The 22,353-nt window shown below is 40.2% G+C and carries 22 protein-coding genes; 17 read left to right on the top strand and 5 right to left on the bottom strand.

Annotation, left to right across the window (positions count from 1 at the left end; translation table 11 throughout):
• The first annotated feature begins 34 nt into the window (after positions 1 to 34).
• From Q1A31_RS04095 to Q1A31_RS04065, 7 genes are all read left to right on the top strand, one after another.
• Complete coding sequence (locus Q1A31_RS04095) at positions 35 to 358, top strand: PepSY domain-containing protein (RefSeq protein ID WP_299872757.1); 324 nt, start codon at positions 35 to 37, stop codon at positions 356 to 358.
• A gap of 123 nt (positions 359 to 481) precedes the next feature.
• Entirely contained in the window at positions 482 to 763 is a 282-nt protein-coding gene (locus Q1A31_RS04090; protein WP_299872754.1) for a hypothetical protein, read from the top strand.
• Between the two features lie 129 nt (positions 764 to 892).
• Positions 893 to 1,546 (top strand): response regulator transcription factor, encoded by a 654-nt coding sequence (locus Q1A31_RS04085; RefSeq protein ID WP_131905519.1) that lies wholly within the window; start codon positions 893 to 895, stop codon positions 1,544 to 1,546.
• The gene (locus tag Q1A31_RS04080) at positions 1,543 to 2,919 is read left to right on the top strand and encodes a cell wall metabolism sensor histidine kinase WalK (RefSeq protein ID WP_299872747.1); all 1,377 of its coding nucleotides are present in this window, start codon (positions 1,543 to 1,545) and stop codon (positions 2,917 to 2,919) included. The genes Q1A31_RS04085 and Q1A31_RS04080 overlap by 4 nt, the downstream gene beginning before the upstream one ends.
• A gap of 351 nt (positions 2,920 to 3,270) precedes the next feature.
• Complete coding sequence (locus Q1A31_RS04075; RefSeq protein WP_299872745.1) at positions 3,271 to 3,975, top strand: DUF2202 domain-containing protein; 705 nt, start codon at positions 3,271 to 3,273, stop codon at positions 3,973 to 3,975.
• A 191-nt stretch (positions 3,976 to 4,166) separates the two neighbouring features.
• Positions 4,167 to 4,838: a hypothetical protein gene (locus Q1A31_RS04070; RefSeq protein ID WP_299872742.1), complete on the top strand. Its 672-nt coding sequence runs from the start codon at positions 4,167 to 4,169 to the stop codon at positions 4,836 to 4,838.
• A 144-nt stretch (positions 4,839 to 4,982) separates the two neighbouring features.
• On the top strand, positions 4,983 to 5,231 hold the full coding sequence (locus Q1A31_RS04065) for a hypothetical protein (protein ID WP_299872739.1): 249 nt from the start codon (positions 4,983 to 4,985) through the stop codon (positions 5,229 to 5,231).
• 206 nt (positions 5,232 to 5,437) lie between these two features.
• Here the strand turns inward: Q1A31_RS04065 and Q1A31_RS04060 are convergent, their stop codons facing one another.
• Positions 5,438 to 6,235: a transglutaminase family protein gene (locus Q1A31_RS04060; RefSeq protein ID WP_299872736.1), complete on the bottom strand. Its 798-nt coding sequence runs from the start codon at positions 6,233 to 6,235 to the stop codon at positions 5,438 to 5,440.
• A gap of 215 nt (positions 6,236 to 6,450) precedes the next feature.
• A complete protein-coding gene (locus Q1A31_RS04055) occupies positions 6,451 to 7,776 on the bottom strand; it encodes an AarF/ABC1/UbiB kinase family protein (protein ID WP_299872734.1) in 1,326 nt (441 codons plus the stop codon).
• Between the two features lie 192 nt (positions 7,777 to 7,968).
• On the opposite strand from Q1A31_RS04055, the gene Q1A31_RS04050 reads away from it, so the two are divergent.
• The 9 genes from Q1A31_RS04050 to Q1A31_RS04010 all read left to right on the top strand — a co-directional run bounded on the left by Q1A31_RS04050 (position 7,969) and on the right by Q1A31_RS04010 (position 17,379).
• Positions 7,969 to 8,418 carry a DUF3429 domain-containing protein gene (locus Q1A31_RS04050; protein ID WP_299872732.1) on the top strand — a complete coding sequence of 150 codons (450 nt, stop codon included), beginning with the start codon at positions 7,969 to 7,971 and terminating at the stop codon, positions 8,416 to 8,418.
• Positions 8,419 to 8,491: 73 nt separating this feature from the next.
• Entirely contained in the window at positions 8,492 to 9,499 is a 1,008-nt protein-coding gene (locus tag Q1A31_RS04045) for a tRNA-dihydrouridine synthase (RefSeq protein ID WP_299872729.1), read from the top strand.
• Positions 9,500 to 9,525: 26 nt separating this feature from the next.
• Entirely contained in the window at positions 9,526 to 9,951 is a 426-nt protein-coding gene (locus tag Q1A31_RS04040) for a septal ring lytic transglycosylase RlpA family protein (protein ID WP_299872726.1), read from the top strand.
• Positions 9,952 to 10,189: 238 nt separating this feature from the next.
• Positions 10,190 to 10,816, top strand: a complete 627-nt coding sequence (gene upp, locus Q1A31_RS04035) for a uracil phosphoribosyltransferase (protein WP_299872723.1) — start codon at positions 10,190 to 10,192, stop codon at positions 10,814 to 10,816.
• Between the two features lie 62 nt (positions 10,817 to 10,878).
• Complete coding sequence (locus Q1A31_RS04030; protein WP_299872721.1) at positions 10,879 to 12,129, top strand: uracil-xanthine permease family protein; 1,251 nt, start codon at positions 10,879 to 10,881, stop codon at positions 12,127 to 12,129.
• A 347-nt stretch (positions 12,130 to 12,476) separates the two neighbouring features.
• Entirely contained in the window at positions 12,477 to 13,265 is a 789-nt protein-coding gene (locus tag Q1A31_RS04025; RefSeq protein WP_299872718.1) for a DUF2202 domain-containing protein, read from the top strand.
• Between the two features lie 212 nt (positions 13,266 to 13,477).
• Entirely contained in the window at positions 13,478 to 14,854 is a 1,377-nt protein-coding gene (gene yegQ, locus Q1A31_RS04020) for a tRNA 5-hydroxyuridine modification protein YegQ (protein WP_299872715.1), read from the top strand.
• 147 nt (positions 14,855 to 15,001) lie between these two features.
• The gene (locus Q1A31_RS04015; protein WP_299872713.1) at positions 15,002 to 15,937 is read left to right on the top strand and encodes a sulfur oxygenase reductase family protein; all 936 of its coding nucleotides are present in this window, start codon (positions 15,002 to 15,004) and stop codon (positions 15,935 to 15,937) included.
• A 134-nt stretch (positions 15,938 to 16,071) separates the two neighbouring features.
• Positions 16,072 to 17,379 carry a hypothetical protein gene (locus Q1A31_RS04010; protein WP_299872710.1) on the top strand — a complete coding sequence of 436 codons (1,308 nt, stop codon included), beginning with the start codon at positions 16,072 to 16,074 and terminating at the stop codon, positions 17,377 to 17,379.
• A 98-nt stretch (positions 17,380 to 17,477) separates the two neighbouring features.
• Here the strand turns inward: Q1A31_RS04010 and Q1A31_RS04005 are convergent, their stop codons facing one another.
• The 3 genes from Q1A31_RS04005 to Q1A31_RS03995 all read right to left on the bottom strand — a co-directional run bounded on the left by Q1A31_RS04005 (position 17,478) and on the right by Q1A31_RS03995 (position 20,743).
• Positions 17,478 to 18,440, bottom strand: a complete 963-nt coding sequence (locus Q1A31_RS04005; protein WP_299872707.1) for an SLAC1 anion channel family protein — start codon at positions 18,438 to 18,440, stop codon at positions 17,478 to 17,480.
• Positions 18,441 to 18,747: 307 nt separating this feature from the next.
• On the bottom strand, positions 18,748 to 18,981 hold the full coding sequence (locus Q1A31_RS04000; RefSeq protein WP_299872704.1) for a KTSC domain-containing protein: 234 nt from the start codon (positions 18,979 to 18,981) through the stop codon (positions 18,748 to 18,750).
• 709 nt (positions 18,982 to 19,690) lie between these two features.
• Entirely contained in the window at positions 19,691 to 20,743 is a 1,053-nt protein-coding gene (locus Q1A31_RS03995) for an aldo/keto reductase (protein ID WP_299872701.1), read from the bottom strand.
• Between the two features lie 553 nt (positions 20,744 to 21,296).
• Here Q1A31_RS03995 and purM point away from each other — a divergent pair.
• Complete coding sequence (gene purM / locus Q1A31_RS03990) at positions 21,297 to 22,337, top strand: phosphoribosylformylglycinamidine cyclo-ligase (RefSeq protein ID WP_299872698.1); 1,041 nt, start codon at positions 21,297 to 21,299, stop codon at positions 22,335 to 22,337.
• Positions 22,338 to 22,353: the final 16 nt, after the last annotated feature.

Raw genomic sequence — 22,353 nt, 5'->3', positions numbered from 1 at the left:
AATATACATAACTAAACACTGATGGATATACACAATGAAACTTTTCAATAAAACAATAATTTCTACGCTTATCGGTACAGGTCTTTTGGGTTCTGCATTTATTGCTCAGGCGAGCAGTAATGATAAAAAAGAAACGGAAGTCATCTCGTTTACTGAGTCATCAATCAGCATTGATAAAGCGTTGGAGATCGCACTAACAACCGTTCCTGGAAAGGCTAAAGCAGTCGAGTTTGATAATGAACACGGCAAATCAGTCTGGGAAGTCGAAGTGGTTGATGCGAACAAACTGATTCACGAATTAGAAATAGATGCGGCTTCGGGCAAGGTGCTGAAGCAGAAACTTGATTACAAAGATTAAGTCGTGAATCTAGATTCTGATTTGAATAGTACTTAATAAAAATTCATAGATAAATCAAAGATAAATCAAAGATAAATAACGGTCACCAGCATTTTGCTGGTGACTATTTACAAGGAGTATACAATGCAAACTCAAACATTTTATCAACAGATGTCACAGCGTAAACCTTCGTTTGCTCAGGTTGCCATGTTGTCTGTTATCGCTAGTGTGGTTCTTTTGAGTGGTTTTATGTTTAGCCTAATCTTAATGGCTGTTTCGGCTATCATCTTTCCTTTTGTGGCATTTAAACTGTGGCGTTTACAGCGACAGCATCAGAAGGATGTAAGCTTAGGTCAGGCGGCTGTGATTAAAAATGGCGAAATCATCGATGCCGAATACACGGTTGTGGATGAGCCTTTAAAATAACGCGATTGATAAAACCGTTTTTGTTAATATGCAATGACTATTCATTAGCGATTTTCCTTAGAGATTGTCGTTAGCATATCTATTAGCGATAACAGTTTTTATAACAATGACAAATACGGCAAATCAAATATGCGCATTCTACTGGTAGAAGATGACGAATCTATCGGCAATGCGATTAAGCAGGCACTTAATGATGCATCCTACGCTGTCAACTGGGTAAAGGATGGCATTACTGCCTTGTCTAGCCTTAACACCGAAGAATATTCGCTGGTATTGCTGGATTTGGGTTTACCCGGTAAAAATGGTTTAGAGGTCTTGCACGAGTTACGCAAAACCAAAAGCCTGCCCGTGATCGTGATAACGGCGAGAGATGCCGTTGAAGACCGTATTCAGGGACTGGATTTAGGCGCAGATGATTATCTGGTCAAACCTTTCTCGATTGATGAATTACACGCCCGTATGCGTGCTGTGGTCCGACGCAATCATGGTGTTGCCACCCCTATTCTTTCTAACTCTCTGTTAGAACTTGATCCTGCCACACGCGAAGTCAGCCGAGATGGCGAATCGTTTCCCTTATCTGCACGCGAGTATGCCTTGCTACAAACGCTGATGCTTAGACCTGGCACTATTTTCTCACGCGATAATCTGGAAGAAAGCATTTACGGCTGGAATGAAGAAGTCGCGAGTAATGCGATCGAGTTTATTATTCACGCATTGCGTAAAAAACTGGGCAAAGATGCAATTAAAAATATCAGGGGCATGGGCTGGATGGTCAGCAAATGATGCAACAAAAATCACTGCAACGTGAGTTGTATCGCTGGATTATTCTCAGCGCGTTGGTTCTGGTGGTTTTCGGTGGTGCAATCGCTGGTGCATTGGCCTTTCAACAAGCCAGAGAACTTCAAGACAATACGCTAATTGAGATTTCATTATTGGTGCGTAACGGTCAGTTAGATTTTTCTGATTTCAATGAAGATGAACAACACGCCAGAAGAAAGAAGAAACTCAGCGAGAAGATTCATGATCGCAATGAAGATTTCCGAGACGAACATAATATCGAAGATGAAACCACCATCATCATCCACGAATTAGGCATCAGCGATAATTTAAAAGGCATCCCGCCAGATATTAGCGACGGTTTAAAAACCATTACCCTCGGCGATGACAAATGGCGCGTCCTGGTGATGAGCCAATTTTACAGCGATCGCCGCTTTATCATCGCGCAACCCACCGAGTTAAGAAACAATATTGCGTGGAGCAGTAGCATCAGCACTTTTTTGCCGATTCTGTTACTGGTAAGTATTCTGTTATTGATGATTCATATCATCATTCGCCGTCAGTTTAAATCGCTGAATCTATTGGTTAAAAACATCGATAGGCAAGATGGTACACAGTTGAAGGAACTCTCTGAAAAGAATATTCCTCTGGAGATTATTCCCTTTGTGAGTTCTATTAATGCGCTGATTTCGAGAGTAAAACAGGTGATGCACAAGCAACACCGATTCATCGCCGATGCAGCGCATGAATTACGCACCCCGATTACGGCATTATCGTTACAGGCAGAAAACGTCACGCATGCCAACGATGATGCCGAGCGAAATGAACGACAAAAACAACTGAAACAAGGCTTCGATCGTTTGGGCAATCTGGTGGCGCAATTACTCGATCTGGCTCGTTTGCAAAGCAGTGACGAGGTTGAGGCACAAACCGTTAGTTTTAACGATGTAGTGAAAAGTGCGATTGCCGATCTCTTCCCGCTCGCTGAATCTGCCGAGATTGATTTGGGTATGTTGCGCCAGGATAAGGCGATCAATGTCAAAGACCAAAACGGTCGTTTAGGCCAATTAGTGCATAATGCGATTGGTAATGCGATTCACTACACACCCGCATCGGGCAAGGTGGATATCAGCCTGTTTAAACAGGGAAATAAAGCGGTATTGTTGGTGGAAGATACCGGCATCGGCATCCCTGAAGATGAACTCCAGCAAGTGATGGAACCATTCTATCGTGTATTAGAAAGTGGTAAACCCGGTAACGGTCTGGGCTTGGCAATAAGTCATGAAATAGCAGAACACTTAAACGGTAAGATTCACTTATCGAATCGAAAAGAAGGTGGCTTATGTTTTCGTTATGAGCAAGTCATTGTTTCTGATTAGTGATTAGTGATTAGTGATTAATCGCAAAATAAGTATTCTATAGGTCACCCCCCTACTTTTAGGCAGTTTTTCAAAGCTTCCCTTCGGGTAGTCGTCGCTTTGCTTCAACATTGTCTCGCCTAGGCCTGACTCATTTTTTTCGCCCTGCAGTTAGGTAATTTTTTAAAAAACATACCGTTCATAAGAAACTTCTAATATTGCGTTTCAAATTTGATAATTGTTAATTATCTCCAGTTGCCAGAGTCTTAAAATGTAGTTGTTCCGCCAAGGATTAGGTAGAAATAATAAAGATAAAAGATCTCCTAATAACAAAACAGAATTCATCTTCTGTAAAATCGGAAAATAAAAAAAATGAAAACCTTAAATCAAACTTTACTTACTGGTCTTGTAGGGCTCGCTATTATTGCTGGCACTAGTAGTGCGATGGCACGCGGCGGAAAAGCCTTTTCTAAAAACAATCAAGCCACTACCAAGACCATGACTCTGGATAAGAATGAGCAGGCACATCTGATGTTTATGCGCGAAGAAGAAAAGCTTGCGCGTGATGTGTATTTGAAACTGGGCGAGATGTACCCTGACTCACGTATTTTTGGCAAGATTGATGACTCCGAGCAGAAACATACGATGGCCGTTAAAGACATGATCGAAAAGTATGGTTTTGAAGACCCGAATACCAATGACAATGTCGGCGCATATACCGGTAAAGATTACGGAGAATATTTCACCGAAAAATATAATCTATTAGTAAAGCGTGCTTCTATTAGTGAGCTTGAAGCTTTGTATGTTGGTGCATTTATTGAAGAGCTGGATATGCAGGATATCAATCAATGTCCAAAAGTCATTGTAGAAGCCGATAACGGCATTAACGATGTCAGTGAGTGTGGCAAAATTTATACCGATAACGCAGATGCGCAGAAACTATATGGGTTCTTGCTAGATGGCTCTGATAGCCACCTTGCAGGTTATGTGAAGAACATCGAAAAATACACGGGTAAAGGCAGTTATCAGGCGCAAGTTTTACCACAGGCAGAAGTGGATAAAATGTTAGGGCGTTAATGTCTTGCGTAAATTTATAGCTTCAAATATAGTTTTCTTTAATCGCTTGATTATGCAAAAGCACTATGATGCTTTTGCATAATTGGCACCCCCATACTTTGAATCAGAAATTAAATATTAAGAGGTTCCTTAATCTGGGGCACTCTCTATAATCGGGTTTCATTCTTCACTTGTAAAATTTCACTCAATCCATGATCCCCTCAACACTCTTAGGCACTGCCACTATTCCGAATAACGGTGGCGAGCTGCGTTTAACTCAACGTGGCGATGATTTTTCTATTCACCTTAAAGGACTGCGAGGCGAATTGATGAACAGTCGTGTGCATTCTTCCGAATTAGCTTTAGCCGAATTAGGTTGTGCACATATCCAAGGCGTTGAGAATACTAAGGTGTTAGTGGGTGGATTGGGCATGGGCTTCACGCTGGCGGCTGCACTAAAAGCAACGACAATGAGTTCGACAGTGGTTGTTGCAGAATTAGTGCCTGAGGTTGTGGAATGGAATAAAGGCCCATTGGGAGAGTGCGCCGGCAGGCCCTTGGATGATAAACGCAAAGTGGTTGAATTAGGCGATGTCGCAGCGCTATTTAAAGCCAAAGAACCTACCTATGACGCAGTTTTATTAGATGTCGATAATGGCCCAGAAGGTTTTACACATGCCGATAACAACAATCTGTATTCGCTAAATAGTTTACTTGCGATCAAACAAACACTTCGCCCTAAAGGTGTGTTAGCTATATGGTCAGCGTGGCATGACCCTAAATTCACCCAGCAATTGAAGAAAGCCCGTTTTAAAGTTGACGTTAAAACTGTTAGGGCACATAAAGGAAAAGGCAGTCGCCATACTATTTATTTGGCCAGTTAATTAGTCAGCAAACAACCACGAAAAAGAAACTCGTAGATTGTTAATCAACAGGGAAATAACTATTTAGAATTTATGTTCGCTTTTTGTATTCTTTTGATTTATAGTAGAACACATAACAAACAAAAAGACGCAAGGAGCTAAAAAATGAATCAACTCATAAACAAAGTAATATCTTTATTATCAAAGAAACCTTCAAATGCATTTCTATTATTTTTAAGCGGCTTTCTTTTCGCGCAGGTAATGATAGTAAATGTGCTTTATAGCCGACACCCGCAAGGTGGCTGGGCAACTGATTTAGGTATGTTTTCAACACCGACTATTCTGGTGACATTCTTAGCGGCTTTATCTTTATGTCTATTTGTTTTATGGCGTTCTGTTTCATCTGAAGACTAAAAACTTACTAAAGACACTAATAGACAACCTATTCAAAAAAATATCAACGTTTTAGAAATGAAGGGGATTTAAATAATCCTCACGTCTTGGGTGATCTGCCATTTTATTGTTAACTAGCCCTTCAATAAAATTTCAGGTCACCCCCCTACTTTTAGGTGCTTTTTAAGATTGTGATTGCTGATTTCTAATACTTAAAGCAGTTATAGTTATAGTTTTTCTTCTTCTATCAGCTGCACTTCAACACGTTGTGTTTCTAGGCTCACCGAAGGTCCAAACTGATTGAAAATTGCTACGTCAGCCGCATCACGACCATAACCAATTGCAACATAGCCTCCTGTGATTTCAGACTGTGTCGCATCGAAAGTGTACCAGCGACCGCCGACATACGCTTCAAACCAGGCATGTAAATCCATCGGTTTTAATTCGTATAAATAGCCCACCACCAATCGTGTCGGGATACTAAGACTTCTGCACAGTGCTATGCCCAGATGAGAAAGATCACGGCAAACACCTGATTGTCTGTCATTCACTTCTACAGCAGATATAGCTATATCACTGGTTCCCGGTAGATAACTAATGTTATTACGTAACCATGTTTCAATGGCTTTTACTTGATCGTAACCCATCGAATAACCTTCAGTGATAGAAGCGGCCATGTCGTTAAATCGATCTGACTCGCAATAGCGACTGGGTAAAAGATAACTAAGTACAGAATCCGGTAGATGTTCTATTTCAACAAAAGGCGCACCGGGTGATTGATCTACCAAATCAGCGGTCAACACATCTGATGAAGAATAAATCTCGAATCGGCCTACCGGTGCAACCAATCGCTGACAAAGATTCCCATAACTATCAGTGAATTCGTAAACAGGTACTTGAGGACTGAGTCGGTATTCTTCTCTGGCTATCCATTGATTTGCACCACTGCGTTGTCTCAGCATTAAAATAAATGTTGTTGGTGTTTCGATGTTAAACGTCATGTCACAAATAGTGCGTAACCACATGTGGATTTCCTTAAGTTAGTAAAATGGAGTATTTAGAGTAAACTTTTTGTAGTTATAACTACCATAGCAGTGTTGCACCTCTAAAATGAATTTCTGTTTTTCAATAATGCTTTGAAATGTTGTTTGTACTTTGGTTGTTTGTACTTTAGTTGTTTGAACTTTGGTTGTTTGCACAATGACTGAAGACTACTCGCTATTTCACTATTTATACTTATTTAATGGATATAAGGTAAAAATAATTGGTGCATATTCACGCGCGCTTTTAACTTAGCCGCAAGTAGATAAAGCCCTGCCAGTTTGCGATGTAAGAATAATGCATCCGCAGGTGGTGTGTGCCAGTAATCCTGTTGCGTACTCAATGCCATGCCTGACTCACGAATACGTTTAGCAAGATTAGATGTACCGAAGTCGTATTCACCTTTAAACGTTAACGGTTCGCAGGCTGTTTCAAATAAATCCAACACTGCTTCTCGTTGTGGTTGTTGAATAAACTCCTGAAAAAAACCAATATCTGTGGCTGCCTGTTCCATAGCATCACGGTTTTTTTCAATCGCTCCCTGCATTAAGGCGCGATAGGCAGAAGAAATCTTATCTGAGTATTCACGTGTTGCACCAAAATCCAGCAGAATGAGTTTTTCACTCTCAATATCGTATTGGTAGTTAGCAAAGTTAGGATCTGTCTGGACCAGTTTGAACTCAAATATTTCTTTGAACAACAAGGACATCAGTAAACTAACAACACGATTGCGTTGTTCCTGACTAATTTTCTGCCCCAGTGTTTCAACCGGATCACCGCCAACAAAAGACATCGCGAGAATATTTTCTGTGCTGTAATCGGGGTGATATTCGGGAAGCTCGTAGTCTGTTTCGTTTTCTAGCAATGTTGTATACGTCTTTATCCACTTACCCTCGAGCGCGTAATCAGCTTCCAGCTGTAACTGAATTTTTGCTTCTTCTAATAACGGTTTGAAATCAACCTCTTTAGGAATCAAACCTGAGACACGCAATAAGGTAGCAACGTTATCTACATCGCTGGAAATACTTTCGCGTACACCGGGATACTGTATTTTTAACGCCAGATGACGGCCATCTTTGGTATAGGCAGAGTGCACCTGTCCAATTGAAGCGGCTGCAACCGGGTCGAAGGAAAATTGTTTAAAAGACTTATTCCAGCCATCACCCCAATTATCATGCAGGATTTTGGTGAGTTGACTAAACGGCATCGGCTTCGCATCTGAACGCAATCGAGATAAAATCTGGGTGAGTTCTTCAGGGAGTAGATCGCCGGTATCCATCGATAGTAACTGTCCCACTTTCATCGCAGCACCACGCAATTGTGCTAATTGATCGGCAACCCGTTTTGCGTTAGCTGGCGTCAATAACATATCTCGCGTATTAGGACGATTTCCCTTGGCAAGTTGTCGGGCACCCTCAGCCAGCATTCCTCCTGCGACTCCAGTTGCTAAAGACCCTAATTTGGCAAAGCGTGACAACCTATGTGTAGGAACACTTGCCGATTTGTTTTTACCTGAATCTGCCATGAGGTTCTTATTTCCTTTTTGATCTTGTTACAGATCTTGCTACAGATATGGACGATAATTCACAAATCGTTATTCATTTGTAATCAAATTATCCTAACGAGAAATATATTATACAATATTTGTACAATATAGATACATAAGTTATATTTTACAATAATCCTTATCTCGAAAAGTCTTTAAGAGGCAATTACAATGTTGAGTTCTCCAAAATTAATGTGGCTCCTGGGTTATGCAGGCGTCATTCCCTTTTTAGTGTTATCAGTATTTGTCGCCCAGGATAAATCCTTGTTTTTCAACCCTGCGATTCCTTTATCTTTATGGCTGGGCATCTATGCCGCAGTTATATTAAGTTTTCTCGGCGCAGTAAGTTGGGGAGTGGCTCTATCTAGACAATCTGAATTATCACAGCAACAAATAAACCTGCTTTTGATATATGGTGTTTTACCGTCGCTATTCGCATGGTTTTCATTGTTGTTGCCGATTAAACTGGCGTTAGCAATAATGGCGGGCTTAATTGTGATGGCGTATGTGGCTGACCTGAAAATGCTTAGCTCTCGCGTATCTTCTCAATATCTGCGTTTGCGCTTCCATTTGAGTATTTCTGTGGCGACATTGTTACTACTATCTTCCTTTTTCGCATGAGAAACACAGACTTATAGCTACGTAAGCTCTATAATCCCTCGACTGTTTTTTCGACTCTCTTAATAATTCAAATATGCGAACATTTTTAGCCCCAATGGAAGGTGTGGTAGACCATGAGATACGCGATGTTTTAACGCGTATCGGTGGCTATGATCGTTGTGTGACTGAGTTTATTCGGGTAACGCGACAAACGCTGAAGGAAAGTCTTTTCCTGCGCAGCGCTCCTGAGTTGAAAAATGGTGGAAAAACACCAGCCGGCACTCCCGTCTATTTACAATTACTCGGTGGTGATCCTGATGCGATGGCGCGCAATGCAGTTCGTGCTCAGAATCTTGATCCACTCGGGATCGATATCAACTTTGGTTGCCCTTCTAAAACCGTGAATAAACGCGACGGCGGTTCAGCACTCTTGCGCGAGCCTGATCGTATCTATCATATTGTGGCCGCGGTGCGTGATGCGGTTGATCCTAAAATACCGGTTACCGCTAAAATCCGTTTAGGTTTTAGTGATCATGATTCACTGCATACCATTTCTGAAAATATCATCAAAGCCGGCGCTAACGAACTGTGCATTCATGCGCGTACCCGTCAGGATCGTTATGTCCCACCGGCTTATTGGTCGGCGGTTAAAGACGTTGCTGCGATGAGCCCAATACCGGTAATCATTAATGGTGAAATTTGGACCATTGATGATGCAAAAAAAGCACGTGAAGAAAGTGGCTGCGAAGATATTATGCTAGGTCGCAGTGCGCTGACTCGCCCCGACCTGGCGTTGAGTATAAAAGCCGAGATTGATGGCTTGTCTCATCAATTAATGACCTGGACTGAAGTATTGGAAATGATGTTAATGTATTTGCAAGCATCGACTAAAAACCAACACCCTAAGTTCATCGCAAACCGAACCAAGCAATGGTTAGTATTTTTAAAAAGACAATACATTGGAGCCGCTGAGTTATTCCATGCGGTTAAGCGTTTGCAAACCGAAGATGAGATTTATGCCGCAATAGCAGCCCATCAAAAACAACTAGCATCACATTCACCTATTGAAGAAAAAACAGAGCAAGCTACTGCATTGGTCTAATTTACCTTACAGAGTACAATTCACGCATGTCATTATCTCTTAAAAGTTTACTCATTCTGTTCGTGGTTATTACTGTTAGCGCATGCTCCCAGCAATCTACGCAATCAGGTAGATACGCCGCAACTAATGCGTCTTCTCCATCACATCCCTCTGTTAGCTATCACGCCAAAGGTAAAGCCTCGTATTATGCGGATAAATATCATGGCAGGAAAACAGCCAACGGCGAACGCTTCAATCAAAGAGCAAAAACCGCCGCACATAAAAAGTTACCCTTTGGTACGTGGGTTAGAGTCACTAACGTAAACAATGGGAAAACAGTCATTGTTAGAGTTAACGACCGTGGTCCATTTGTGAAAGGACGGATTATCGATCTTTCAAAATCAGCTTTTGCAGCTATTGCAAACCCAAGAGTGGGAGTTGTTGATGTGGTAGTGGAAGTTATTCATCACTGAGTTATTTATTACTGAGAGATAGATTTGAGATATTTTTTCAGTCTCAACTAGCTAAAAAGCCCAAATAATAACAATTATTATCGACAGAAATAATAGAAAGTCACCCCCCACCTTTCAGGCACTTTTTCAATTAATTAAAATAAATCTAATTCAACGGTTTATTATTTCAATGAAAACGTCTATAAACATTAAATAAACAAATACCCCCCCCCCTTTTTAAAGTTTACGAGGAACTTCTATGACAGTTCATGTTGCCACCCATCCTTTAATCCAACATAAACTTGGTCTACTTAGAGCTGTAGACATTAGCACCAAATCATTTCGCGAGCTTTCAAGCGAAATCAGTATGTTACTGACCTATGAAGCGACCGCTAATTTAGAACTAGAACCGACCACAATCGAATGTTGGGACGGTGAAGTTGAGATCCAGCAAATCAAAGGTAAGAAAATTACCATCGTACCAATCTTGCGCGCAGGACTCGGCATGTTAGATGGTGTAATCGAATTATTACCCAATGCGCGTATCAGCGTAGTCGGGTTATATCGCGATGAAGAAACTTTGGAGCCTGTGACTTATTTTGAAAAAATGGCACCTAAAATTGAAGACCGCATTTCTCTTATTGTTGATCCAATGCTTGCCACCGGTGGTTCATTTAATGCTGCTGTTGATATGGTTAAAAAATCAGGCTGTACTCACATTATGGGCCTCTTCCTGGTTGCGTCTCCAGAAGGTATCGAATCCGTTCAAGAACAACATCCTGATGTCGATATATTTGTTGCAGCAGTAGATGACCACTTAAACGAAAATGGTTACATCATTCCGGGTCTGGGTGATGCGGGCGACAAATTGTTTGGGACTAAGTAAAACTTACATAAAAAAGTTGGAAGGAAAAGCCGACTGCATAAATCTTCAGGAGAATAATAGATATGCAACAAAGCACAGATTTAGAAAAACAATCGATGCTTCACACCGCCATCCTCGGCGCACAAATGTTATTTGTAGCGTTTGGTGCGTTAGTTTTAGTCCCTATTTTAACTGGTTTAGATCCAAATGTAGCCTTGTTTACAGCGGGTATTGGTACGCTGGTTTTTCAGGTAGTCACCAAACGTCAAGTACCTATCTTTCTAGCATCTTCATTTGCCTTTATCGCACCCATTATTTACGGCGTTCAAACCTGGGGAATACCTGCAACCATGTCAGGCTTATTTGCGGCCGGTATGCTGTATATGGTTTTAAGTGCAATGATTAAGTGGCGAGGTCGTGGCATTGTTGACCGTTACTTACCACCGATTGTAGTAGGCCCTGTGATTATCGTAATTGGTCTAACATTAGCGCCAGTGGGCATTAATATGGCGCTGGGTAAAACAGGCGATGGTTCTGCCGTTTTAGTGGCGCACAATACTGCTTTAATTATCTCCATGGTGACCTTATTAGCGACAATGCTAACCACCGTTTTCGCCAAAGGCCTATTCAAACTGATCCCTATTTTAATGGGAATCGTTGTCGGTTATATCATTTCGATGTTTTATGGTTTGGTTAATTTTGACGGTGTAGCAAATGCAGCGTGGTTTGCACTACCTAAATTTACAACGCCTGAATTCAATCTTGAAGCGATTCTGTTTATCTTACCGATTGCAATTGCTCCTGCGATTGAACATATCGGCGATATTTCTGCAATCAGTGGTGTCACTGGCAAAGACTTTATGAAAAAGCCTGGCTTACATCGTACGTTACTAGGTGATGGTTTAGCGACATCAACCGCAGCATTATTTGGAGGTCCACCAAATACAACCTACTCAGAAGTAACAGGTGCAGTTGCGCTAACAAAATCATTTAACCCAGTGATTATGACGTGGGCAGCGGTATTCGCAATCTTCTTATCGTTCTCTGGTAAAACGGGTGCATTGTTGGCAACCATTCCAACACCTGTAATGGGCGGCATTATGACGCTTATGTTTGGTGCTATCGCTGCAGTTGGCATGAATACCTTAGTACGCGCACGTTTAGATTTATCTCAATCACGCAATATGATTATCATCGCGCTGGTTTTGGTATTCGGACTGGGCGGCATGCAATTTGGTCTAGGTGAATTTACGTTGAAAGGGATTGGACTTTCTGCAGTATTGGCGATTATATTAAATATCGTTTTACCTAGAGAGAAGACTGAGCAAGCTTAAACTTGAAGTGTTTGATCTAAAGTGAGAGGCCAGTTTATGCTGGCCTTTTTCGTATTTGAGGATCAATAAAAGTCACCCCCCTACTTTCAAGCCGTTTTTTATCACTCAAATACATCTGATTCCAGAATTCTTTTTCTATATCTAGACTTAAATCAAATTTACTAAAAATAACCTTACCGTTCATCTACTTGCTCATTATATTTGCGCAATATCAATGGCTAATAGATGCGTCAGGCATAGACTTTAATGGTCAGATTTACAGGGCTACAAAAAAAACAACTGATATTTAGAGAATCCTTTTTCAAACGACTTATCAGTAGAAAATAATGTTAACAATGGTGAATAATATGAAAATCTCAAACAAAATATTACTCAATGGATTTACCGGACTTGTGATGATTACCGGTATGAGTACAGCTTTAATTGGCTGTAATGGGGCATCTTCTAGCAGCACTGAAGACCAGAACAGTAATGTGGTACTTGAACATGAAGTCACTCCTACCGATACAACTACTGCGGTGGTCAGTGATCAAACCGACACTCAGATCATTGATGACAATCAGCTAGATGCTAATGAACAGACACATTTGATGTTTATGCGTGAGGAAGAAAAGCTAGCGCGTGACGTCTATCTAAAATTAGGAGAGATGTACCCTGACTCGCCCATTTTCGGCAATATAGATGATTCCGAACAACAGCATACGACTGCGGTTAAAGAGATGATCGAAAAGTATGGTCTGGAAGACCCTAATACCAATGATAATGTTGGTGCATATACGGGAGCAGAATACGGTTGGTATTTCACTGAAAAGTTTGATCAACTCGTCACAAGAGGCTCTATTAGCGAACTCGAAGCGCTTTATGTAGGTGCCTTTATCGAAGAGCTGGATATGATGGATATTAATCAATGCCCTAAAGTAATTGTCGAAGCGGATAACGGCATCAATGATGTGACTGAATGCGGTAAAATTTATACCGATAATGAAGATATTACACAGTTGTATAACTCACTACTGGATGGTTCTGATAGTCATCTTGCCGGGTATGTTAAAAACATCGAAAAACGAACCGGAGAAGGGAGTTATGTGGCTCAGGTATTGCCTCAGTCACAGGTAGACGCTTATCTCGGTCGTTAATGCTAATGAAGAAACTACAGTAGGGAGGTTAACCACCCCCCTACTTTTAGGCGGTTTTTATGCATAGCACAATTTCTTAGAATCAACATAAATAGAGTTTCAACTTCTTTACTCTTTTTAAACTTGATTTATGTCACCACAGACTCATCATGTGAACTGTCTCGTAGATATTTCATGTTAGACTCCTGCCTTTTATAAGCTGCTCGAACCCCATGAAAAAACCAGAATTACTCGCACCTGCGGGCACCTTGAAAAGCATGCACTATGCCTTTGCGTATGGCGCTGATGCGATCTATGCGGGGCAACCGCGTTACAGTCTTCGCGTTCGCAATAATGAATTCTTAAATGAAAAACTCGCTCAGGGAATCAACGAAGCGCACGCACTGGATAAGAAGTTTTATCTAACGGTAAATTCATCTCCGCATAACAGCAAAATCAAAACCTTTATAAAAGACTTAGACCCAGTTGCCAAGATGAAGCCCGATGCGTTTATTATGGCGGATCCTGGTTTGATTATGATGGCACGTGAAGCGTGGCCAGATATGCCCATTCATTTATCGGTGCAGGCGAATACCGTCAATTACGCCACGGTTAAATTCTGGAAAACCATGGGTGTTGAGCGTGTGATTTTATCGCGTGAATTATCACTGGATGAAATCGCAGAAATCCGTCAGGAATGTCCTGATATGGAATTGGAAGTGTTTGTGCATGGCGCATTGTGTATTGCGTATTCGGGGCGCTGTTTACTATCGGGCTACTTCAACCATCGCGACCCGAATCAGGGAACCTGCACCAACTCCTGTCGCTGGAAATACGATACCAAACCCGCTGTTGAAACGGAGGAAGGTATTTTCAGCCCTGAAGATGTAAATACTGATTTGGCTAAGCCTGTAATCCTCTCAGAAGATATTCTGAATAATCCCGGTATAGGCGATCAACAACGTCACCCACTGGCTGATGATGTTTACTTCCTTGAAGAGAAAGAACGACCCGGTGAACTGTTGCCGATTATGGAAGACGAGCACGGCACCTATATCATGAATTCCAAAGACTTGCGTGCGGTAGAACACGTTCAGCGCTTGTGCGAAATTGGCGTCGATTGTTTGAAAATCGAAGGTCGTACCAAGTCTCATTATTACGCCGCGCGCACTGCACAAACCTATCGTAAAGCAATTGATGATGCGGTCGCAGGACGAGAATTTGACACAGAGTTACTCGGCACTTTAGAAAACTTATCCAACCGTGGCTATACCGATGGTTTCTACCAGCGTCATCATACACATGAGTACCAAAGCTACATGGCTAATGCGTCTCAAAGTAATCGCGCACAATTTGTCGGTGAAGCGATTCAGGTCGATCACGAAAATGGCTTTATGGATGTGGAAGTAAAAAACCGCTTTGGCATTAATGACCGCTTAGAATTTGTGATGCCAAATGGTAAGAATATTGAAGTTACTCTGGATCACATGGAAACACTCAAAGGTGAAACTATTGATATCGCACCAGGCAGTGGACATACAGTTCGAATTCCCATTAAAGAGTTGGGCATCGAAGGTGATCGTGTTTTGATATCTCGATATTTGAAATAGATACTTTTTTTAAGTCACCCCCCTACTTTTAAGTAGTTTTTTAGGTGTAGAAACGAATGAACACCATGCTTTTTTAAGGTTTCTACATTAAATGTATAGATTTTTGTAATATTAAAATCATTAATTCATTTATATAAGGACACTCTAATGGACGTTAAACAACTTTTTGATGCCGAACCAAAATCACCACTTTATGTTGCGATTAATAAAGTACTGGTGAAAAACGATCCCAATCTTATGCGCATGATGAAACAGGCGAGCGCAAAAATGTGCTTGGCTACATCGTTGACACCAGGTTTCAGTGGCTTTGATTTAATGAAACAAGTGGGTAGTTGTCCGATGGGTATGCGCTGGGGAGCTAGTTCAGACATGAGCGATGAGCTTTCTCATATCTGGATTGATCAAATCACTTACTGGGATTCCTGGGAAGCTCATGAAGACTTCCACGAAACGTTTGAAGATGTAGTCGTTGATACCTGCGCACGATGCGGTGATGTATTGCTTGAGGGGCCTGAAGAGCCTGTTTATCGCGTGGTGAAAAGTGATCTACCTTCATTAATTTCAATGACCCAGTGGTTGCGAAAAAGTGCAGAAGGCAAAGCAGATGGTTACGCGGTTGATTCGGGTAACTCAGTTACAGTAATGGCGACGCATAAGATTAAGCCCGGTGCTGAAGCAGAATTTGAAGAAGGTGAAATTGCCACCATGGAAGGGTTGAAAGCAACTAGCGGTATGGTTGGTTATCAAATACTTAAGCGTATTGGCATATCAACATTAGGCAGTGGTCATGCGACTGTAGAATCTATTATGGAAGATATGAAAAACAGTTCTGGGAGCAAACTCAAGCGCACCGCAGAAGTATGGGAAGGCTATACCATTCCGGCTGAATATCTAGTGATGGTTGAATGGGACTCTTTGGGTGCTGCACAAGCTGGGATGCCACATGTAAATGTTAAGCCAGAATTATTATTCCAGCATGGCCCAAAAGTTTTAAACAACTGTTTGCACATGCCTACGGTAAGAATGTCTGATTCGATGTTCAGAGAACAAAGTAATCGAGAAATTTTAAACGGTAATAAATAAAAGTTTATTTCAATAGCAGTCTGTTTAATGGAGATTGCTATTGATACACCCCCCTACTTTAACGCTGTTTTTCATTCTCAGTATTATTGAGAGATATCAGCTTTCAATGCGTCAATTCATGATACTTTCATTTCATGAAATTTAGAAACGCTCAAAGCCTATTTTTGTTAATGCTATTAACACTCCAATCTGGTTGTTCCCTGATTAAAACAGATCAGGAAATCAAGGAAATTGACAGCGCTGTAACCATTTCAGGGAAAATCCAAAACGCTAAAAACCCTGATACGCCAATTGTTATAGGTTTATTTAAAAAAGGGAAAGAAAAAGGGAAAGAAAAAGAGAGAGTAAAAGAGCAAGGCAATAAAAACAAATATACCCTTTTACAATCTACAGTCGTATATGGAAATTCTGCTTTTGAATTTTTGACTGAAGAAGATAGTTATTATATCGCTGCTTTTGCAGATATAAATCAGGACTTCATTTTACAGAAAAATGAATCGGCGGGCTGGTATGGTAAACCGTCTGCCTTGAAAATGATTAGCGGCAAACAGATACCTCCGATACAAATCACATTAAAACCACCTGCAGAAGTTAACATCGATATGCCTTCTATTTATGATGCTAACTATCTACAGCTAATAACGCTAAAAAATGATCAGACACTGGGTAGGGTTCTGAAAATAACTGACCCATCACTTTCTCATTCCGTTGGTCAATTAGGTTTATGGCATCCGCTAGAATTTGTGAAACAACAAAAATACGGGATATTTTTCCTACAGGAATACGATCCTAAAAAAATTCCAATTATATTCTTTCATGGCATTGGTGGTTCTGGTGCTGACCTAAAATCACTAATAGCCAGTATAGACACTAACAAGTTTCAACCGTGGGTGCTGCAATACCCTTCTGGTTTACGTCTGGATTTAATCGCCTCTCACTCTTCAGGAGAGATTAACAAGCTACGTTCAAAATACCATTTTGATCAATACGTGGTTATTGCACATAGTATGGGTGGTTTGCTGTCTCGTAGTATTATCGAACGCCAATTATCCCAAAAAAGAGAGGTTGATATCCCTCTGTTTATTTCTATTTCAACACCCTGGAATGGTCATAAAGCAGCCACATGGGGCATTGAAGGCGCGCCTGTAGTGATCCCGGTATGGTTTGACATTGCCCCCGGAAGCCCTTACTTAAAAGGCTTGCAACAACAGATAGCAAAAACACCTGTCAGACATCATTTACTCTTTAGTTATAAAGGTAACTTGAGCTTAATCAACAGTGAAAATAACGATGGTACGGTGACACTCAGCAGTGAGTTATTGCCCGTTGTGCAAACTCACGCCGAAGAAGTGTATGGGTTTGATGTTGATCATGTTGGCATTCTTCAGCATCAAGAAATGCTGGATAGAGTTAATCAACGACTCTCTGAAATCGTATTTTGAGGCAAACAAAACAGGCTTCAGTATTTCGTCAAATGATACTGAAGCCAATCTATAACTGTAAACTTTGAAAGTTGTTTTGAAAGCCGTGTTACTCGTGATTATTCACCGACACAAATACCTTTTTTACGGATCGCTTTTAGCGTTGCGACAATTATTATTCCAACGATAATAGTCACTAATACCAGTAATCCACTCGCTATCCAAAGATAGCTATCTTTGTCAGTATTCTCATACATAACAAAGCTGCTGATTGTGATTGCTGCTAATGGAAAAGAGTATGCCCACCATGAAAGAAAAAACGGTAAACGGATAAATCGATTAGCTTGCGACAATAACATTAATGTTAGAAACAAGCCTGCAAAATAAAGGAAGTGAGCAAAGTTATCCATACTGCCATTGAGTTTCATATACGCTAGAAAACCCACCGCAGGTGGAGCTATCAATATAAAAAGCGTGGGAAGTAAATGCTTATCCATTGGGTCATGGAACAGAATGCGGTTAAAGAAAATCGTCATCAACACAATCCAGAACAACATTCCAACGCTAAAGAAAAACCATGACACATCAATGTAACCAAGTGTCACGCCAGATATCGGCACTAACACATTACCTACCGCCGGAATAAACCACGCTGGATTTATATGATTCACTTTGAAGTGCTCGTGATGCATCCAGGAGCTAATTATATAAAGGGTAAATCCCAAATGTAATATGACCCCTATAATCCATAAGGAACGTGAGATCGCTTCATTAATACTCAAATACGTTATTGAAAGCAGGATAAAGCTGATCGAAATACTGGGAAAGAAACTTAGTTTAACGGGATGCTTGAGTTCTTTTTTAACATTTGAAGCGTATTTGATTATTTTCGTTACATAAAGAATTAACAGCAAGGCAAATACCGCTGTGGCAATACCCACTAAAACAGGAGTGAGACCCATTTGAAGATTGTATACATGTTGCGCTTTCTCCCATGCAATGGTTAAGCCACAAAGACCCATTACGACAGAGAAAAAAGAAACCGGAAAGTTTTCTAAACGGTTATTTTGTAATTTATCCATGATTTATACCCTACGCGGATTTATTGACATCTAACGTGTGATATTGGGGCAGTTATATGAAGTCGTCATTGATAAAACACAAAACTGACTACGACTAAGAATTAATTATTGAAAATATTTAGAACAAAACTATCTGAAATACAATGTGTAAATAATATATGTAAATTCGGTATGTTTTTTTGATTGTGATTGAAAATAACTAAAGTGAATAAAAATAAATGAAAGCCAATCGAAGAAATAAAAACGAACAAAAATGCTTATTTTTGAATATTTATAAGCATTTTACAGATACAGAAATAACACAGAACTAATCTTTGTAAGAATCGCCAACATGCTCGACTTTGAATTTTCCATCGATGTATTCGTTGAAGTATTTATTGATCGTATCTGACTTAGAAAAAGATTTAAAAACACTTTCAGGTACATTCACGTAGGGTGTATCAATCTCACTTCCCTGAAAATCTATAAACATCGTTTTAACTTCTCTGTTGTAACCAATTCTGTTAATTCTTGAAGTTTTAACGGCAACCCACTCAACCATTTATTTTCCTTTATTCCCCAGCCACACTGATCAAATTGTTATTATTTACAATATTTTAGCGCAACATCAAAATATATTATAGTTTTTTATTAAATTGTTTTTTTGTCTGTGCTTAAAATTTAGTCTTGATATAAGTAACAAGTGCCATACAAAAGGTTCATAGTGAATTTATGAAAAAGTGAGCATTCCTTCGACTTTTATAAGACAATTTTCAATTTAGCATGAAGAATTTTAAAAAAACGTGAATTTGTCACATTTTTTGAATTTATTTTTATAAATATGACATTTACATCTTCAAATAACAGAATAATTAATTTGATGAAGAACTGGGCTCACAAAAATGTAATTAATTCTTTTGATTATAATAATTTATAGAATAAAGATAAGGCGTAAAAAGTGTGATTCACTAATTCTATATTTCCATATTTATCGAATTGTTAGAATAAAGTAATTTATAGTGGTCAACTTTTGTGCTAAATATTATCCAAACAACTACCCATAGTGATGGTAAATAGACTAGAAACATGTAGCGGTGGAATAATCAGAGGTGACATAAATTGATGCTGTACGTAATTACAAATAAAAAGTCTTACCTCATTTATCTATTTGTATTTACAATATTGTTTAAATTAATCCCTACTTATAAACAATTTGAAAAAAGTGCCTATAAGTAGGGGGGTGACTAAAAAAACAGAAATTAACAGGTAATCTAAAAAGGCACTGGGAATTGCTTAATTACACCATCAATCTCCGACAATACGTCTTCAGAAAGCGTCAAGTCATACGCATCAATATCTTCCTTTAGTTGCTCCATTGACGTTGCGCCAATAATAGAAGAAGTCACACCATTAAACTGATACACCCATGCCAACGACATTTGTGTCAATGAAAGATTATGGCTGCTTGCGATGTTGTACAAGGCTTCAATAGCTGCGTGTGACTGACTGGTATCACGGAAAATGCCATTTCGCTGTTCGATGGTCCAGCGACAATTTGGCGGTAATGCACCATTGCGGTATTTACCCGATAATGCACCACCAGCCAACGGTGACCAGGGAAGATAAGCCACATCATTCAACACACAGGTTTCAATTAAATGCGGTGAGTCCATTAAATGCAGTACGTTGAATTCATTCTGGATGGATACCATTTTTGGTAAATCGTGCTTTTCAGCTAGACGCAAATATTCATTCACTCCCCAAGGCGTATCATCAGATAAACCACAATGACGAATTTTTCCTGCTTTTACGCAATCACCTAAAGCCGTTAGAATTTCCAGGTGTTCTTCACGCTCTTGGGCTACATCGATCTCTGCGTAATTAACATCTTGCGGCCAGTGGCGATTAAAATGCGGGAACGGACGATTCGGCCAATGCAATTGATAAAGGTCGATGTAATCGGTTTGTAGACGTTTTAGCGAACCATCTAATGCTTCTTTTAGCCCTTTACCTGTGATCTTTCCGCCATCACGAATCCACGAAATTCCAGGACCACAAACTTTAGAGGCGAGCACAATATCTTCTCGTTTATCTTTGTTATCAGCCAGCCAATTACCGATATAAGTCTCGGTCAACCCTTGTGTTTCGGCTTTTGGTGGCACGGCATAAACCTCTGCCGTGTCGATAAAGTTAATACCTCTATCTAGCGCATAATCAATCTGCTCAAAAGCTTCCGCTTCTGTATTTTGACTTCCCCATGTCATCGACCCGAGACAAACCTCGGAGACCTGTAAATCACTACTGCCTAATTTTACTTTTTTCATAATCTCTTTAGTTCTCTCGCTTTTGTAATTGTTTATTATCAATTAATTGTTTAGAAATGACTGTGAAATCATCTTTGGTGTTCAGGAATTTTACCCACAATTCACCAACACACACAAATTGTGTTTTTATAAAAATGGTCACCCCCCTACTTTATCGATATATTTAATTCCAAAAAATATCATGGCTATGCTCTGTGAAACCAACCGTTTCAAATCAGTACGTCTATCTGTTTTTTCTTTTAAATTTTTAAAAGTATGACTTAAGTCAAAAGCCTGTTTCGTGTATTGGCTATTATATGCCTACCAAACATGTCTCTTTTGGTGATTGTGTTGGCTGGTTACTAGATAAGATTTCCTCCTCCTTAAGACGATCTAGCTAGCCAGCCATTTTTTTTCATTCACATTTACTTATTCACTTCAGATTCTCTGTCATTCTCCAGATAATCACATATTTCTTCACATTACTTTCTAAATACTATTGAATTAATCCAGCAAAACTGGACTAGTTTCGTGTTAGAATTCCCTTTTTTCAAATACCCCCTCCGCACTGATTATGCCTGATTCTAAAACGCCCTTAACCTATCGTGATTCTGGTGTCGATATTGATACTGGTAACGCCCTGATTGACCGCATTAAACCACACACAAAACGCACTACGCGCCCCGAAGTTATGGGTGGTCTTGGTGGTTTTGGTGGACTGATGTCATTACCTACCGGTTATAAAGAACCTATTCTTGTATCTGGCACTGATGGTGTTGGCACTAAGTTAAAGCTGGCTATCGAAGCAGGTATTTATGACACCATAGGCATTGATTTAGTAGCGATGTGTGTGAATGACATTATAGTGACTGGCGCTGAGCCACTCTTTTTCCTCGATTACTATGCCACCGCAAAATTAGATAACGATATCGCTGAAGATGTTATCAAGGGTATCGCAGAGGGTTGCGTTCAATCTGGTGCTGCTCTAATCGGTGGTGAAACGGCTGAAATGCCAGGCATGTATGCCGAAGGTGATTTCGACCTCGCTGGTTTCAGCGTCGGTGTCGTTGAGAAAGAAGAAATTCTTGATCCTGCAAATATCGAGAATGGTAATGTTTTGATTGGACTTGCTTCTACAGGCCCACATTCAAACGGTTACTCGCTAATTCGTAAAGTGTTAGAAGTCAGTGGAGCATCGCTGTCTGATGAGTTTGATGGCGGAACTCTTGGCGAAGCTTTAATAGCACCTACCAAAATATACGTTAAACCATTGCTCGAAGCACTGAAAAAACACAAAATCAATGCATTAGCGCATATTACCGGCGGTGGTCTTACTGAGAACATTCCGCGCGTGATGGCTGAAAACAGCAAAGGCGTTATTGACTTAAACAGTTGGGAAAAACCAGCGGTATTTGATTGGTTACAAGAACAAGGCAATATCGAAGAGCAGGAAATGCTACGTACCTTTAACTGTGGTATTGGCATGGTAGCAGTGGTTGATAAAGACGATGCTGCAAGTATCCAGCAACACTTTACAGATGCTGGCATCAACAATTGGGTGATCGGTTCTATCGAAAGCTCTACTGAAACTGAGCCACATATCGAATATGTCTGACAACAGTAATAAGTAA

The organism is uncultured Cocleimonas sp. (assembly GCF_947495625.1).
GTDB lineage: Bacteria > Pseudomonadota > Gammaproteobacteria > Thiotrichales > Thiotrichaceae > Cocleimonas.
Note: the sequence above shows the minus strand (reverse complement) of the source record. Positions and strands in the feature narration are given on the sequence as shown.

Bases quoted from the DNA above. Each gene is read 5' to 3' on its own strand.
- Q1A31_RS04030 (WP_299872721.1), top strand. From the start codon at position 10,879: ATGCAACAAAGCACAGATTTAGAAAAACAATCGATGCTTCACACCGCC.
- Q1A31_RS04080 (WP_299872747.1), top strand. From the start codon at position 1,543: ATGATGCAACAAAAATCACTGCAACGTGAGTTGTATCGCTGGATTATT.
- Q1A31_RS04005 (WP_299872707.1), bottom strand. From the start codon at position 18,440: ATGGATAAATTACAAAATAACCGTTTAGAAAACTTTCCGGTTTCTTTT.
- Q1A31_RS04040 (WP_299872726.1), top strand. From the start codon at position 9,526: ATGTCATTATCTCTTAAAAGTTTACTCATTCTGTTCGTGGTTATTACT.
- Q1A31_RS04010 (WP_299872710.1), top strand. From the start codon at position 16,072: ATGAAATTTAGAAACGCTCAAAGCCTATTTTTGTTAATGCTATTAACA.
- Q1A31_RS04085 (WP_131905519.1), top strand. From the start codon at position 893: ATGCGCATTCTACTGGTAGAAGATGACGAATCTATCGGCAATGCGATT.
- Q1A31_RS04090 (WP_299872754.1), top strand. From the start codon at position 482: ATGCAAACTCAAACATTTTATCAACAGATGTCACAGCGTAAACCTTCG.
- purM (WP_299872698.1), top strand. From the start codon at position 21,297: ATGCCTGATTCTAAAACGCCCTTAACCTATCGTGATTCTGGTGTCGAT.
- Q1A31_RS04075 (WP_299872745.1), top strand. From the start codon at position 3,271: ATGAAAACCTTAAATCAAACTTTACTTACTGGTCTTGTAGGGCTCGCT.
- Q1A31_RS04060 (WP_299872736.1), bottom strand. From the start codon at position 6,235: ATGTGGTTACGCACTATTTGTGACATGACGTTTAACATCGAAACACCA.
- Q1A31_RS04070 (WP_299872742.1), top strand. From the start codon at position 4,167: ATGATCCCCTCAACACTCTTAGGCACTGCCACTATTCCGAATAACGGT.
- Q1A31_RS03995 (WP_299872701.1), bottom strand. From the start codon at position 20,743: ATGAAAAAAGTAAAATTAGGCAGTAGTGATTTACAGGTCTCCGAGGTT.
- Q1A31_RS04055 (WP_299872734.1), bottom strand. From the start codon at position 7,776: ATGGCAGATTCAGGTAAAAACAAATCGGCAAGTGTTCCTACACATAGG.
- Q1A31_RS04095 (WP_299872757.1), top strand. From the start codon at position 35: ATGAAACTTTTCAATAAAACAATAATTTCTACGCTTATCGGTACAGGT.
- Q1A31_RS04015 (WP_299872713.1), top strand. From the start codon at position 15,002: ATGGACGTTAAACAACTTTTTGATGCCGAACCAAAATCACCACTTTAT.
- Q1A31_RS04050 (WP_299872732.1), top strand. From the start codon at position 7,969: ATGTTGAGTTCTCCAAAATTAATGTGGCTCCTGGGTTATGCAGGCGTC.
- Q1A31_RS04000 (WP_299872704.1), bottom strand. From the start codon at position 18,981: ATGGTTGAGTGGGTTGCCGTTAAAACTTCAAGAATTAACAGAATTGGT.
- Q1A31_RS04025 (WP_299872718.1), top strand. From the start codon at position 12,477: ATGAAAATCTCAAACAAAATATTACTCAATGGATTTACCGGACTTGTG.
- Q1A31_RS04065 (WP_299872739.1), top strand. From the start codon at position 4,983: ATGAATCAACTCATAAACAAAGTAATATCTTTATTATCAAAGAAACCT.
- upp (WP_299872723.1), top strand. From the start codon at position 10,190: ATGACAGTTCATGTTGCCACCCATCCTTTAATCCAACATAAACTTGGT.
- Q1A31_RS04045 (WP_299872729.1), top strand. From the start codon at position 8,492: ATGCGAACATTTTTAGCCCCAATGGAAGGTGTGGTAGACCATGAGATA.
- yegQ (WP_299872715.1), top strand. From the start codon at position 13,478: ATGAAAAAACCAGAATTACTCGCACCTGCGGGCACCTTGAAAAGCATG.